The 14,091-nt window shown below is 62.1% G+C and carries 14 protein-coding genes; 3 read left to right on the forward strand and 11 right to left on the reverse strand.

All coding sequences use genetic code 11. The features are described 5' to 3' along the window. Positions 1–61: 61 nt before the first annotated feature. From AC1DYW_RS05335 to fabA, 4 genes are all read right to left on the reverse strand, one after another. Entirely contained in the window at positions 62–1,606 is a 1,545-nt protein-coding gene (locus AC1DYW_RS05335) for a putative bifunctional diguanylate cyclase/phosphodiesterase (protein WP_457153193.1), read from the reverse strand. A 206-nt stretch (positions 1,607–1,812) separates the two neighbouring features. Continuing rightward, positions 1,813–2,625 carry an enoyl-ACP reductase FabI gene (fabI, locus tag AC1DYW_RS05340; RefSeq protein WP_457153192.1) on the reverse strand — a complete coding sequence of 271 codons (813 nt, stop codon included), beginning with the start codon at positions 2,623–2,625 and terminating at the stop codon, positions 1,813–1,815. 32 nt (positions 2,626–2,657) lie between these two features. Then, a complete protein-coding gene (fabB, locus tag AC1DYW_RS05345; RefSeq protein WP_457153191.1) occupies positions 2,658–3,878 on the reverse strand; it encodes a beta-ketoacyl-ACP synthase I in 1,221 nt (406 codons plus the stop codon). A gap of 36 nt (positions 3,879–3,914) precedes the next feature. Then, a complete protein-coding gene (gene fabA / locus AC1DYW_RS05350) occupies positions 3,915–4,433 on the reverse strand; it encodes a 3-hydroxyacyl-[acyl-carrier-protein] dehydratase FabA (protein ID WP_095082399.1) in 519 nt (172 codons plus the stop codon). A gap of 243 nt (positions 4,434–4,676) precedes the next feature. Between fabA and irrA the strand changes: the two genes are divergently transcribed. Beyond that, positions 4,677–5,108 carry an iron response transcriptional regulator IrrA gene (gene irrA / locus AC1DYW_RS05355; RefSeq protein ID WP_167458528.1) on the forward strand — a complete coding sequence of 144 codons (432 nt, stop codon included), beginning with the start codon at positions 4,677–4,679 and terminating at the stop codon, positions 5,106–5,108. Between the two features lie 60 nt (positions 5,109–5,168). Then, positions 5,169–5,528, forward strand: coding sequence for a DUF4260 domain-containing protein (locus tag AC1DYW_RS05360; protein ID WP_457152862.1), 360 nt, complete (start codon positions 5,169–5,171; stop codon positions 5,526–5,528). 59 nt (positions 5,529–5,587) lie between these two features. Here the strand turns inward: AC1DYW_RS05360 and AC1DYW_RS05365 are convergent, their stop codons facing one another. After that, positions 5,588–6,148: an SH3 domain-containing protein gene (locus AC1DYW_RS05365; RefSeq protein WP_095084275.1), complete on the reverse strand. Its 561-nt coding sequence runs from the start codon at positions 6,146–6,148 to the stop codon at positions 5,588–5,590. 151 nt (positions 6,149–6,299) lie between these two features. Between AC1DYW_RS05365 and AC1DYW_RS05370 the strand changes: the two genes are divergently transcribed. After that, on the forward strand, positions 6,300–7,301 hold the full coding sequence (locus AC1DYW_RS05370) for a 2-hydroxyacid dehydrogenase (protein ID WP_457152863.1): 1,002 nt from the start codon (positions 6,300–6,302) through the stop codon (positions 7,299–7,301). A gap of 27 nt (positions 7,302–7,328) precedes the next feature. On the opposite strand, the gene AC1DYW_RS05375 is transcribed toward AC1DYW_RS05370, so the two are convergent. From AC1DYW_RS05375 to rpsT, 6 genes are all read right to left on the reverse strand, one after another. Next, on the reverse strand, positions 7,329–7,790 hold the full coding sequence (locus AC1DYW_RS05375; protein ID WP_457152865.1) for a GNAT family N-acetyltransferase: 462 nt from the start codon (positions 7,788–7,790) through the stop codon (positions 7,329–7,331). A 31-nt stretch (positions 7,791–7,821) separates the two neighbouring features. Next, positions 7,822–8,577 (reverse strand): molybdopterin-synthase adenylyltransferase MoeB, encoded by a 756-nt coding sequence (locus AC1DYW_RS05380; RefSeq protein WP_477225340.1) that lies wholly within the window; start codon positions 8,575–8,577, stop codon positions 7,822–7,824. 100 nt (positions 8,578–8,677) lie between these two features. Continuing rightward, on the reverse strand, positions 8,678–9,817 hold the full coding sequence (gene recF, locus AC1DYW_RS05385) for a DNA replication/repair protein RecF (RefSeq protein ID WP_095082387.1): 1,140 nt from the start codon (positions 9,815–9,817) through the stop codon (positions 8,678–8,680). A 186-nt stretch (positions 9,818–10,003) separates the two neighbouring features. After that, positions 10,004–11,122: a DNA polymerase III subunit beta gene (dnaN, locus tag AC1DYW_RS05390; RefSeq protein WP_477225341.1), complete on the reverse strand. Its 1,119-nt coding sequence runs from the start codon at positions 11,120–11,122 to the stop codon at positions 10,004–10,006. Between the two features lie 294 nt (positions 11,123–11,416). Continuing rightward, a complete protein-coding gene (dnaA, locus tag AC1DYW_RS05395; protein WP_095082383.1) occupies positions 11,417–12,964 on the reverse strand; it encodes a chromosomal replication initiator protein DnaA in 1,548 nt (515 codons plus the stop codon). An 838-nt stretch (positions 12,965–13,802) separates the two neighbouring features. Then, a complete protein-coding gene (gene rpsT / locus AC1DYW_RS05400) occupies positions 13,803–14,069 on the reverse strand; it encodes a 30S ribosomal protein S20 (protein WP_095084274.1) in 267 nt (88 codons plus the stop codon). Positions 14,070–14,091: the final 22 nt, after the last annotated feature.

Consider the following 14,091-nt stretch of genomic DNA (forward strand, 5'->3'; position numbering starts at 1 on the left):
GAAAAGTGGGAACCGGTTTTCGAAAAAGATCATGCTCGAGAGAGCAGATGCGGCGCCGCGTTCAATGCAGATTGGCGACGCGCCGCGTCTCGTCGGTAACGTGAGCGTCACCGACCCTGAACCTGAGTGGCGCCGGCCTGCCGAACAGGTAGCCTTGCACCACTTCGCAGCCGGCTGCCCTAAGCAGCGTCGCCTGGCTTTCGGTTTCGACGCCTTCGGCGATGATGCTGACGCCAAGTGCGCGCGAAAGCCCGACGATGGTCGAAACGACTGCGCCGGAGCTGGAGTCCGTGTCGAGGCGGCTGACGAACGAGCGATCGATCTTCAGCTTGCCGAACGAGAAGTCGATCAGGTAGCTCAGATTGGAATAACCGGTGCCGAAATCGTCGACCGCAACCGAGATGCCCATGTCCGCCAACTCCTTCAGGATGGTGGCGGCGCGGTCGCGGTCCTGCATCATCGCCGTCTCAGTCACTTCCAGTTCCAGCCGCGACGGCTTGATGCCGGTGCTGGTCATGGTGTCGCGCACGATACCGACGAAGTCCTTGGTCATGAACTGCACGGGCGAGATGTTGACGGCGACGAAGCAGTCTTCGGGCAGATGGCGCGCGTCGCTGCAGGCCTTGCGCAGCACCCATTCTCCGATCGGACCGATCATGCCGGTTTCCTCGGCGATCGGAATGAACTCCATCGGCGGGATCATGCCGCGTTCGGGATGCCGCCAGCGGATCAGCGCTTCATAGCCGACGATGCGGCCGGTCGGGAGATCGAGCTGCGGCTGGTAGTGAAGGTCGAAGTCGCCCCGCTCGAAGGCAACGTTCAACTCGGATTCGACCCACTGGCGATGGTCGGCGACCCTGCCCATTTCTGCGTGGAAGACCGACCAGTTGCCGAGGCCGCTGGCGCGCGCATTCTGCAGTGCCAGATTGGAGCGGCGCAGGATGAGGACGGGATCGACACCGTCCTTTGGCATCGCCACGATGCCCACCGACAGGCTGACCGATTGCATGTGCGTGCTGAGCTCATAGGGCTCCATCATCTCGTCGATGAGCCTCTCGATGGCACTTTCCAGTGACCCTGACACCTGATTGTCGGGGAGGAGGATTGCGAATTCACCGGCGCCGATACGTCCGATCACCGCGCGTTGCGGCAGGCAAGTCTTCAATCGCTTGGTGAACTCACGGATCAACTCGTCGCCCTGGCTGTAGCCGATGGCGTCGTTGATCTGCTTGAACCGATCGATGTCGATGTCGATGAGGAACACCGGCTCGCCGGTCCGGCTCGTCGCGCATGCCGCCTCGGCGATCTTGCCGACCATCGCCGGACGTGCCAGCAGGCCGGTCAACTTGTCGAAATGGGTCTCCTCGAAGACGAAATCCGCTGATTCATCGACGCCGGCGAAGAAGGACATCGCGGCCACCGACGCCGCCAGTGCGCACAGGGCGGCCATCATCGCGACCATCATGTCCGCCGATATCCCGGCAAAACTATCGCTGAGACCATGCTTCAGGCCCCAGAGTCCGAGGACAAAACTGCCGATACCCGAGCTTGCTATGGTGAGCAGCCGGAACACAGGTGTTCGCTTCGGGTTGCTGACGGCCGACATTGAAAGGTCCCCAGAGTACAGGGCTTTCTAGCGGATATGTCCTTAAAATGAGTTTCCGCGAATGCGTCCAATTTTATTGGACCGGAAGTATTTCATGTGCGGACTAAAGCGCGTCGCGTTGAAACGGATTTCGTCGGCGCATCTTAAGCTTTTGTTTTATACGCGTCGCCGTCCCAAAACCGCTGCGCACTTTTGGGAGCTAGGTATTAATCTCGCCCGCCATCGGTCTGCTTCAATTCATCGAGCGTCGGCATTGAAACGATGTGATAGCCGGAATCGACATAGTGGATTTCGCCGGTAACGCCAGAAGACAAATCGGACAACAGGTAGAGCGCGGAACCGCCGACCTCGTCGATGGTCACGGTGCGGCGCAGCGGCGAGTTGCGCTGCTGGTAGGAGAACATGTGGCGCGCATCGGAAATCCCGGCGCCGGCGAGCGTGCGCACCGGTCCAGCCGATATGCCGTTCACCCGGATGCCGCGCGGACCGTAGTCGTTGGCGAGGTAACGCACACTGGCCTCAAGTCCGGCCTTAGCGACGCCCATGACATTGTAGTTCGGCATGACACGGACCGAGCCCGCATAGGTCAGCGTGATCATCGATCCGCCGTCCTTCATCAAGGCGGCTGCATGGCGGGCGATCTCGGTGAAGGAATAGCAGGAGATCACCATGGTGCGGACGAAATTGTCCCGGCTGGTGTCGGCGTAGAGGCCCTTCAGTTCGTTCTTGTCGGAAAAGCCGATGGCGTGGACGACGAAATCAAGCCCGCCCCAGGTATTGCCCAGGGTCTCGAACGTGGCGGCGACCGAAGCGCTGTCCTCGACGTCGCACGGCACGACCAGCGAGGCGCCGAGCTTGTCGGCGAGTGGCTTGACCCGGCGCCCGAAGGCGTCACCCTGATAGGTGAAGGCAAGGTCCGCTCCATGTTCGGACAATTTCCGAGCGATGCCCCAGGCGATCGAATGATCGTTGGCGACACCCATGACGAGCCCGCGCTTGCCCTTCATCAATCCGTCCATGGCCGCCAATCCTTATGAAAACAACGCTGGCCTTATGCGGAATAGCGCTGGAAAATGAGCGTTGCGTTGGTGCCACCGAAGCCGAACGAATTTGACAAAACAGTGTCGATCTTGGCGTTGTCGATGCGCTTTCGCACGATTGGCATGCCCTCGAATTCGGGGTCGAGGGTCTCGATATGGGCGCTTTCGCCGATAAAACCGCCCTGCATCATCAGGATCGAGTAGATGGACTCCTGCACGCCGGCCGCGCCCAGCGAATGGCCGGTCAACGATTTCGTCGACGTGATGTATGGCATCTCTTGGCCGAAAACCTCGCGGATCGCGGCCATTTCCTTGGAATCTCCCACCGGCGTCGACGTGCCATGGGTGTTGATGTAGTCGACCGGTGTGGAAACCGTCGCCATTGCCTGGCGCATGCAGCGGACCGCGCCTTCGCCGGATGGCGCCACCATGTCGAAGCCGTCCGAGGTCGCGCCGTAACCGACGATCTCGGCATAGATCTTGGCGCCGCGCGCCTTGGCATGTTCCAGCTCTTCCAGCACCAGCACGCCGGCGCCGCCGGCGATGACGAAGCCGTCGCGATTGGCGTCATAGGCGCGCGAGGCGGCGGATGCACGGTCGTTGAATTTCGACGACATGGCGCCCATGGCGTCGAACAGGTCGGACATCGTCCAGTCGAGGTCCTCGTGGCCGCCGGCAAAGACCATGTCCTGCTTGCCCCACTGGATCAGTTCGTAGCCATTGCCGATGCAATGCGCCGAGGTCGAGCAGGCCGACGAGATCGAGTAGTTGACGCCGTGGATCTTGAACCAGGTGGCAAGCGTTGCCGATGCGGTCGACGACATCGCTTTCGGCACCGCGAACGGACCGATGCGCTTGGGGCTGCCGTTCTTCAGCGTGATCTCCGCCGCCTCGACGATGGTGCTGGTGGATGGTCCGCCCGATCCCATGACGATGCCGGTGCGCTCATTGGTGATGTCGCTCTCGCTGAGGCCGGCATCCGCGATCGCCTGATCCATGGCGACGTGGTTCCAGGCGGCACCCTTCGACAGGAAGCGCATTGCACGACGATCGATCATGGCGGATGGATCGAGCGTCGGCGCTCCCCAGACATGGCAGCGAAAACCATGCTCGGCGAAGGAATCGGAGAAGCTGATGCCGGATCTGGCGTCATGCAGCGAGGTCTGAACCTCGTTGGCATTGTTGCCGATCGACGACACGATGCCGAGGCCTGTGACTACGACACGTCTCATTCGCAACTCCTTCCAGGGGTCAGCCGGTGATGCCGGTCAGCCGACCGCCGACTGCTTGGACAGACCGACCTTCAAATCCGTTGCCGCGTATATGGGTTCGCCATCCGCCTTCAGCCAGCCATCGGCGATGCCGAGTACCAGCCGGCCGCGCATCACGCGCTTGAAGTCGATCCCGTACTCGACCTTTTTCACCGAGGGCGTCACCATGCCCTTGAATTTTACCTCGCCTGTCGACAACGCCATTCCCTTGCCGGGTTCGCCGAGCCAGCCGAGATAGAAGCCCGTCAATTGCCACATCGCGTCGAGGCCGAGGCATCCGGGCATGATCGGATTGCCGATGAAATGGCAGGCAAAGAACCACAGGTCCGGCTTGATGTCGAATTCCGCGCGGATGAAGCCCTTGTCGAAGGCGCCGCCTGTCTGGCTGATCTCGGTGATGCGGTCGAACATCAGCATGGGCGGATAGGGAAGCTGGGCATTGCCCGGTCCGAAAAGTTCGCCGCGGGCGCAGGCCAGCAATTCGTCGTAGTCGTAGCTGGATTTCGAACCCGCCATCAATTTCGTCCCCACATCGTTCCGGGCTATCGGGCGCCCTTGTCGTTGGTTTCCTAACACAATCTGTTTCAGGCCGGAAACCGGCGTTTGCGCTTAACCTGCTCGTCTGCTCGGGTCAATGCGCGCTATTGATCGCTTTCAGGCGACAGAATATATGTCAGCAGGGGTCCGGTTTCGGCAGACATTCATTTTTTTGCCATTCTGGGCGTGTCTTAGGGCGGAACTGTGGGGTTCGACGAGAAGATGGGCCTGGACGGTCGGAAGGAAAATGTCGCTGTGGACAAGCGGGTCCGTGAAGCCGGCCTGAGGCCGACGCGCCAGCGCATTGCGCTGGCCGATCTGCTTTTCGCCAAGGGCGACCGCCATCTGTCGGCCGAGGAACTGCACGAGGAGGCGGTCGCGGCCGGCGTGCCGGTGTCGCTGGCCACCGTCTACAATGCCCTTCACCAGTTCACCCAGGCGGGCCTGTTGCGCATCCTCGCCGTCGAGGGCGCGAAGACCTATTTCGACACCAACACCTCCGACCACCACCATTTCTACATCGAAGGTGAAAACCGCATATTCGACATCGACAGCGGTCCGGTGACGGTCGCCAACCTGCCGGAGCCGCCGGAGGGGATGGAGATCGCCAATGTCGACATCGTGGTGAGGCTGCGCCCCAAGCGCTGCGAATGAACGGCGACGCCCGAATAAACGGCAGGGCCGGAATGATCAGCCAAGAATGATCCGCCAGGAATGAAACCCCTCGACCTGACAATCCGGCTCGAATGGGCCATCGTTGCGGTGGCTGCCGTCGTCTTCTACGCTTCAACTGGTATAAGCTGGTGGCTCTTCGGATTGCTTATCCTGGCGCCTGACCTGTCTATGTTCGGTTATCTGGCGGGGCCGCGCGTCGGTGCCCTGGCCTACAACGCCTTGCATATCCTGATCGTGCCCGTGCTGCTGCTGCTGGCCGGTCACCTGTCCGGCAAAGCGACCGCGACGGCGGTTGCATTGATCTGGATCGCCCACATCGGCATCGATCGTGCGTTGGGCTACGGCCTGAAGCTGTCAACCGGCTTTCAGGACACGCATCTTGGCCGTATCGGCCGCTAGTCTAAGCAGCTGTTTGGAACTCTTTGGTCCGGAACGATCGTGGTCAAACGGTCAAAAGATCAGTCCTTGACCCGTTCACCGGGATAGGCGCCCCAGACAAGCGACTGAGCGAGCCAGCCGGTGTGGCCCTCGAACGTCATTTCGCACCACTGGCCGTCGCAGGACTTGATCGTGCCCATGACGCCAGGCTCGACCATCGCGACCACCCTTGCGTCCTGTTCAGGGCTGTTGAGAAGGTTCACCTGGGCGCCCTTGCCGCGCTGCCACGGGGCGACGATTGCGGTGCGCCGGCCGGAAAGCAGCGACTGGTTGATCCAGCCCTCCGAACCGTCGGCGTCGCGCACGCGGCGCCATGTATCGAATTCCTGAATGATCTCCATCGGCAGGCCGGCCTTCATATACATCCAGTCGACCGAGTAGTTGGCGCCGGGGCCGACGCGCGAGTTGACGCGGCCGGATTTCAGGCTGACGAATCGCGGCAGCGGCAGACCGCTCGGGCCGAGCGTGACGACGCTCTGGGCAGGTGCTGCCGCACTCTGCGCCGCGGCAAGCGGAGAATGAAGCAGAGCGCCGAGAAATGCTGCACTGAGGGTCAGGCGAAGCGACGCGAAACCAGACACTTTCATTCCTTTCGGCGCTTGCCTTGGCGCCCCTTTTTCTTTGTCTTCGGCGGCACCGCTTGTTACATGGGGTAATCGGCACCGCGACCGGCTTTCAGTTTCGCCGGTCTTGGTTAAAGAGGTCTCAACGAGATCGGGGTACGAGGAAACAATGGTAGGCAAAAAGAAGCCTCTCGTGGTCATCACGCGAAAGCTGCCCGATCCGGTCGAGACCCGCATGCGCGAACTGTTCGATGCCCGGCTGAATGTCGAGGACAGGCCGATGACGCAGCCGGAACTGGTCGCGGCGGTCAAGGAAGCCGACGTGCTGGTGCCGACGGTGACCGATCAGATCGACGCGGCGCTGATCGCCCAGGCCGGCGACAATCTCAAGCTGATCGCCAATTTCGGCAATGGCGTCGACAAGATCGATGTCACGGCGGCGGCCAAGAAGGGCATCACCGTCACCAACACGCCCAATGTGCTGACCGAGGACACCGCCGACATGACCCTGGCGCTGATGCTGGCTGTGCCGCGGCGGCTGGCGGAAGGCGCCAACGTGCTCACCGGCGACAAGAAATGGGCCGGCTGGTCGCCGACCTGGATGCTTGGGCGCCGCATCTGGGGCAAACGGCTCGGCATTGTCGGCATGGGGCGCATCGGCACCGCGGTCGCGAGGCGCGCCAAGGCCTTCGGCCTGTCGATCCACTACCACAACCGCCATCGCGTGTTGCCGGCCGTGGAAGACGAATTGGAGGCGACCTATTGGGAAAGCCTCGACCAGATGCTGGCCCGCATGGACATCATTTCGGTCAATTGCCCATCGACGCCGGCGACCTTCCATCTGCTCTCGGCGCGGCGGCTGGCGCTGCTGCAGCCCACGGCCTATGTCGTCAACACCGCGCGCGGCGACATCATCGACGAAGAGGCGCTGGTGAAGATGATCCAGGACGGCAAGCTCGCCGGAGCCGGCCTCGACGTCTACGAGCACGAGCCGGCACTGAACGGCAAGCTGCTGAAGCTCGCCGCCAAGGGCAAGGTCGTGCTTCTGCCACATATGGGCTCGGCAACGCTCGAAGGCCGCATCGACATGGGCGAAAGGGTCATCATCAACATCCGCGCATTCGTCGACGGCCACCGGCCACCGGATCGCGTGCTGCCGCTCAGAACCTGACGTCAGCCTCCGAACGAAAGCCCAGGCTTACGCAAGGACCTTGCGCATGGTGATCGAGGTCGGCCTGATGTAGCCCTCATGCGCCGTCCGTTCGGTCTCGTGAAAGCCGAGGCGGGCAAAGGCGGCATGGTTTCCGGTCAGCTCGATCCGCGTCTGAAGTTCGACCGCAGCCTTGCCGCGGCTGCGGGCAAGATCCTCGACCGCCAGCATCAGCCGCCGGCCAATGCCTTGGCCCTGACAATCCGGCGCGACGGCGAGCTTGCCGACGTAAAATTCCGCCGTCCTTTCAAGGGCAAAAACGCAACCGACGATCCTGTCCCCCTCGAACGCCACGAATCCGGTCTCACGCCGCGCCTTGTCGCGCAAGGTTTCGGCGGTCAGCAGGTGCGCCGAGGAGGGCGGGTCGATGATACCGTCCATGGTGGCGAACGCGTGCATGATCAGTGCGAGCATATCGTCCCAATGGTCGAAATCGGCAGGAATCCTCATGACGGTGACAACTTCGGTCCGATCCACGATGTCAGCTTCTCTTGTAGCGGATCGTATCGAACCGCGCGGCCAGCCCATCATAGAGCAGCAGCCGGCCGACCAACGGCTCGCCGATGCCGGTGATCAGCTTGATCGCCTCCATCGCCTGCAGCGTGCCGACGACACCGGTCAGCGCACCAAGCACCCCGGCCTCGGCACAGGACGGCACTAGGCCAGGCGGCGGCGCTTCCGGAAACAGATCGCGATAGCCCGGATTTGGCACCCCGTCCTTGCCGTCTTCGAACGGCTTCAGCACGGTCACCGAACCATCGAAGCGTCCAACAGCGGCGTGCACCAGCGGTTTCCTCTCGCTCGCGCAGGCGTCGGCCACCGTATAGCGGGTTTCAAAATTGTCGGAACCGTCGACGACGATGTCATAACGGGCGACGAGGGCAGCGGCGTTGTCCGCGGTCAGCCGGAACGTATGGGTCTCGACAGCGGTGTTGGGATTGATGCGCGCGATTGCCGCCTTGGCGCTATCGGTTTTCAGCATGCCGACGGTGTCGGTGCCGTGAATGACCTGGCGCTGCAGGTTGGAAAGCGAAACGGTGTCATCGTCGATCACGCCGAGCGTGCCTACGCCGGCGGCGGCAAGATATTCGAGCACCGGCGCACCCAGCCCGCCGGCGCCGATCACCAGCACCCGCGCCTGCTTCAGCCTCTGCTGGCCGGCGCCGCCGACCTCGGGCAGCACGATGTGGCGGGCATAGCGTTCGATCTCTTCGTCGGTCAGGGCGGCAGCGGTCATTGCCGGACCATATAGCGGCTGAAAAACCTTGTCAGGAGCCAATGCATGTCGCCCAAAAGTGTGAAGCGGTTTTGGGACCACGACATACGTAGACAAAGATCTAGATCGTTGGCCCAACCGTGCCGTGGTCGACAGTCAGGAATTGCGCACGTCCCTTGAGACTGGAAAACAGCGCCGCGTCGGTTCCGGTCATGAACGCCTGGCAGTTCAGGTCTTCGAGGATGGAAAACAGCGCCGCGCGCCGCCCGCCATCCAGATGCGCGGCGATTTCGTCGAGCAGCAGGATCGGTGTCATGCCAGACATCTCGCCGGTTAGCCGGGCGTGCGACAGGACGATGCCGACCAGCAGCGCCTTCTGCTCACCCGTCGAGCAAAGTTCGGCCGGCATCGACTTGGGACGGTGCCGAACCACCAGATCCGAACGGTGCGGTCCCTCGAGCGTGCGCCCGGCGGCGCGGTCGCGGTCACGACCTTCGGCAAGCGTCCGGCGGAACCGCTCCTCAACGTCGACCGCCGGCGCGATGGCAATCTCGGCCTCAAGCTCACCCGAAAGGCCGATATCGGCCTGCGGAAACGGTCCGGTGTCGGGCAGCCTGTCGATCATCGCGGCCAGCAGGCGCACCATCTCGGCGCGTGCGGCGGCGATCGCCACACCGGTTTCGGCCATTTGTGTCTCGATCGCGTCGAACCAGCGGTCGTCCCGGGAGCCTTCAGTAAGCAACCGATTGCGGCCGCGCATCGCCTTTTCGTAGTCGATTGCGCGCTGGCCGTGGCCGGGATCGATCGCCAGCACCAGCCGATCGAGAAAGCGCCGGCGATCCGCGGCTGGTCCGGTGAACAAGGCGTCCATCGCCGGCGTCAGCCACACCACGCGCAGCCACTCCAGCATCTCCTCGGCCGATCGCGCCGAAGCGCCGTTGATGCGCACGCGCCTGCCGCCTTCGCCGGCACTGTCGCCACCTGAAATGCCCGTACCGATCTCGACCTGGCCGTCGGGCCCATCGAGCCGGGCGTGCAGGGCAAAGCCGCCGTCGCCGCCTTCGCGCGCGACATCCGCATAAGGCGCGCGGCGCAAGCCGCGTCCCGGTGTCAGCAAGGAGATCGCTTCGAGAAGATTGGTCTTGCCCGCACCGTTATCGCCGGAAAAGACCACGGCACCCGGCGCCAGGTCGATCGCCAGCCCCGCATAGTTGCGGAAATTAGTAAGTGTAAGCTTACTTATGTGAGTCTGTGCCGGCAACCGCTATCCGCCTATAGAGCGGTTCGTCGTTTCACGGAAAACGCAGACCTGCTCTAACTCTTTGTTTTGACGCAATTCCGGGCGGAAAACCGTTTCATATTTTTCCTGGAATTGCTCTGGAAGTCGCCGCAGCCATAATTCTCGCTGCCGGTCCAGTCGCGGGCCGGATTGGTGACGCCGCGCCGGCTAGACCCGCATCGGCATCAGCACGTAAAGCGCGGTCTCGTCGGCCATGTCGTGGATCAGAGTCGGCGAACCAGCGTCGGCCAGCATGAACTTGGCCTCCGTGCCGGTCAGCTGCGCGGCAACGTCGAGCAGGTACTTGGCGTTGAAGCCGATCTCGATTGGATCGGACGAATAGTCGGCGGCCAGCTCCTCGGTGGCGCTGCCTGAATCCGGATTGTTGACCGCAAGCGTCACCTGACCGTCGCTGATCGAAAGCTTCACCGCGCGGCCGCGTTCGGAGGAGATGGTAGAGACGCGATCGACAGCGGCGGCGAAACTCTGGCGGTCGATGATCAGCCTCTTGTCGTTACCGGTCGGAATGACCCGCTGATAGTCCGGGAAGGTGCCGTCGATCAGCTTCGAGGTCAAAACCACGCTGCCGATGGTGAAGCGGATCTTGGTGTCGGACAGTTCGGTGGTGACCGCGACATCCGGATCGTCGACCAGCTTTTGCAGCTCGCTCACGGTCTTGCGCGGAATGATGATGCCCGGCATGCCCTCGGAACCCGCCGGCGCGTCGATCTCGGCGCGTGCCAGGCGGTGGCCGTCGGTCGCCACCGAGCGCAGCTTCAGCTTGCCGCCGACCTCGTGCGTGTGCAGGTAGATGCCGTTCAGATAATAGCGCGTCTCTTCGGTCGAGATGGCGAACTGGGTCTTCTCGATCAGGCTCTTCAGGGCAACCGAGTCGAGACGGAAGATATGCGAGAAGGATCCGGCCGAAAGCTCGGGGAAATCGGATTGCGGCAGGCACTGGAGGCGGAAGCTCGAACGGCCGGACGTTACCGTCATGGCGTTGCCGTCCTCGTCCGTCTTCAGCATCACCTCGGCGCCGTCGGCGAGCTTGCGCACGATGTCGTAGAGCAGATGTGCCGGAACCGTCGTCGCCCCGCCGCGCTCCACCTTGGCGGGCGTCGCTTCCGTCACCTCCAGGTCGAGGTCGGTCGCCTTCATTTCGAGGCTGGCGCCCTCGGCGCTGAGCAGCACGTTGGACAGGATCGGTATGGTGTTACGCCGCTCGACGACACGGTGGACGTGGTTGAGCGACTTCAGGAGATTTGACCGTTCCAGGATAACACGCATGACGAAACAGGCTCGCTTGAATGAATGACGGGTCACCAGTGAGCGGCGCCCCGCGAAAGGTCTGAACAGGCTCAGAATCTGCGTAAACTGACAGGAAAAAACCAGCAAACGCAAGCCCGCGACACCGGTTCAGGCCGGCTACGCGGGCTTTCTGGGGATAAAGGCCACGAAGTCCGCGAGCCGGTGTCGCAAAACCAAATTCCGGATCGCCCCCAGGCGACACCACGAATCCAGGACCGCACCGGCAAGTCATTGAATTCCGGTGCTGTTCTGGTTTCGTCTTCGCCAGACCGGTCAGGCCTGGTCGTTGATCAACCGCCTCAGGAGCTCGAGTTCCTGCGCCAGCGTATTGTCGTTGCCCGAAAGGTCCTCGATCTTGCGAACGGCGTGCAGCACCGTGGTGTGATCGCGGCCGCCGAAACGCCGTCCGATCTCGGGCAGGGAGCGCGGCGTCATCACCTTCGACAGGTACATGGCCACCTGCCGCGGCTTGACGATGGTGCGCGTGCGCCGGTTGGACAGCAACTCGGTCTTCGACACGTTGTAGTGGCGCGCGACGATGCGCTGGATGTCCTCGATACGAACCCGCTTCGGCTCGCCGGTGCGATAGATGTGGCCGAGGATCTCGTCGATCCGGTCGATGGTGATCTGCGGTTCGAAGGACTGGCGGAACAGCAGCTGATTGAACGCCCCTTCCAGCTCGCGTCCGCTGCCGGTCACGGTGCGGGCGACGTGATTGAGGATCTCCTCCGAAATATTGAGCGATGCGTCATCGACCCTTGCGGTGGCAAGGCGCAAGTTGAGCATGCCAAGGCGCATGGCGAAATCGGGCGCCGACATTTCAAGCGCGACGCCGCCATTGAGGCGCGACCGGACCCGCGGTTCGAGCGATTCCAATTCCGACGGCGGCCGGTCGGCGGCAACGACGACTTGCTTGGCGCTGTCGAGCAACATGTTGATCAGGTGGCAGAATTCATGCTGGATCGACTTGCCCTGCAGGAACTGCATGTCGTCGATGATGAGCAGGTCGATGTCGCGCAGCTGTTCCTTGAGCGTCAGCGCATTGTTGTCACGGATCGCGGTGGCAAAGCGCCACATGAAATACTCGGCCGTGAGATAGACGACGCGCGACTTGGGGTTCTGCTTCAGCGATTCCGCGGCGATCGCCTGCAACAGGTGTGTCTTGCCGAGCCCGACGGTTGCGTGAAGGAAAAGCGGGTTGAAGCGCACCGCGCTGGATTGCGATTCCGCAACTGCCTTGGCGGCGGCGAAGGCCACCCGGTTCGACGGTCCCTCGATGAAGGAGCCGAATGTGTAGCGCGGATCAAGCGGCGAGCCGAGCACATTGTGCCGGAACTCGCTCTCGACCGGTGTGCCCGGACGCGGAGCCGGTGCGCGCTCAGTCCGGCCGGGGCTGACAGTGCCGGCGGCGAGCGCCGTCTGCGTCTGCCGCGTCATCTTGGCTCGCGCAGGCGCCACTTCCGGCTCGGCATGGCTGTGCCCCTGGCGGGTCGCCGTCCGCACAACGATCTCGATCTTGAGGAGATCGGGATCCTCCTGCTTCCACAACTCGGAAATGAGGTCGAGATAGTGACCGTTGATCCATGAGCGCAGGAAAGCGGTGGGCACCGAGATGCGGATGATGCCCTTGGAAGCCTCCGCGACCTTCATGCGGCCGAACCAACTCGAATAGACTTCAGTTCCCAGGCGCGCCTTCAACTGGGTCTTGACCCGGTCGAACTTCTGTTCCGCGTCGCTGGACACCGCCATGTCGTTTGCTCCGGTCAAAGTTCCAGGAAATGGGAGGTCGCCCGTAAGCTCCCGTTCGATGCCGCTCTGCATGGTCTCTTCCTTGTCTTTCCGTACCCTGTTCCACCGGGGATGCGCCCCTGCACCCGTGTCCCGGCAACTGCGTCTTCGCTACGATGCCTGCTGCCGCCGCCGGCAGATGACATCGCCAACATTCGGGGGAAACCGGTGCCGGCCCATGGAAGCCAGTCCGCGTTGGGTATGTCTGGGCAATACGACACCATCCGGCGAAAAGTGCGCCGGCGCGCCGTCTACCTGCCATGTCTAGTTACGCCAGTCCCCTACCGTATCGAAAAAGACAAACCAAAGCCGTCCACGGACTTGATCCGCGTTGCAAATCCCGCCAATTTAAGCTGGCCGTTACAAGCTGGGTTAAGGCCCGGAGCCCGTCCCTTTCGATAGACCGACATTACCGAAATCGCTGTGGATAGGGCAAGGCCGGGACTAACTGATTTTTAAGGAATCTGGTTAGTGGAGGCGGGTTCGAGTGGCGTGCCGCTACGGCACTTTTTAACAAAGCCATTGTGATTCAAACTCTTTTCCGGCGAATATGAAAAAGCCGGCCCGTCACGAAATTTTATGAAATAATTCGCTTGACAGCGACTTGTCCCCCATCCCCCCGGCTCGATGTGAACAAGCTGTGGACGACTGTCCGCAACTATTTGAAAAGTATAGATTATTTCTGAGTGTCGACTTTTTCCGAGTGAACCCTTTTCAGGGATACCGGCGATCAACCTGCATGGCAGTGCCGGCAAAGCATTTCGAGCCGCCAAAGGGCTGTTTCCGGCCATTCTTTTTAAGTGCTTGCCGGCAAACGAAAAAACCCGGCACAATCGGCCGGGTTCTCAGAACGTCAGTCCAGGACGTGATGTCAGGCAGACAAAACCTTGACCCGCTGGGCCAGTCGCGACACCTTGCGGGACGCCGTGTTCTTGTGGATCACGCCCTTGGTTGCGGCGCGCATCAATTCCGGCTCCGCGATCTTGAACGCAGCCTGTGCGGCAGCCTTGTCGCCGGAGGCAAGTGCCTCTTCGACCTGGCGGATATAGGTGCGGACGCGCGAGCGACGGTTCTTGTTGACCGCCGCGCGGCGTGCGATCTTGCGCGTTGCCTTTTTGGCCGAGGATGTATTGGCCATGATGCCTCTCTTCTGATCTGGT

Source organism: Mesorhizobium sp. P2_D5 (assembly GCF_056404355.1).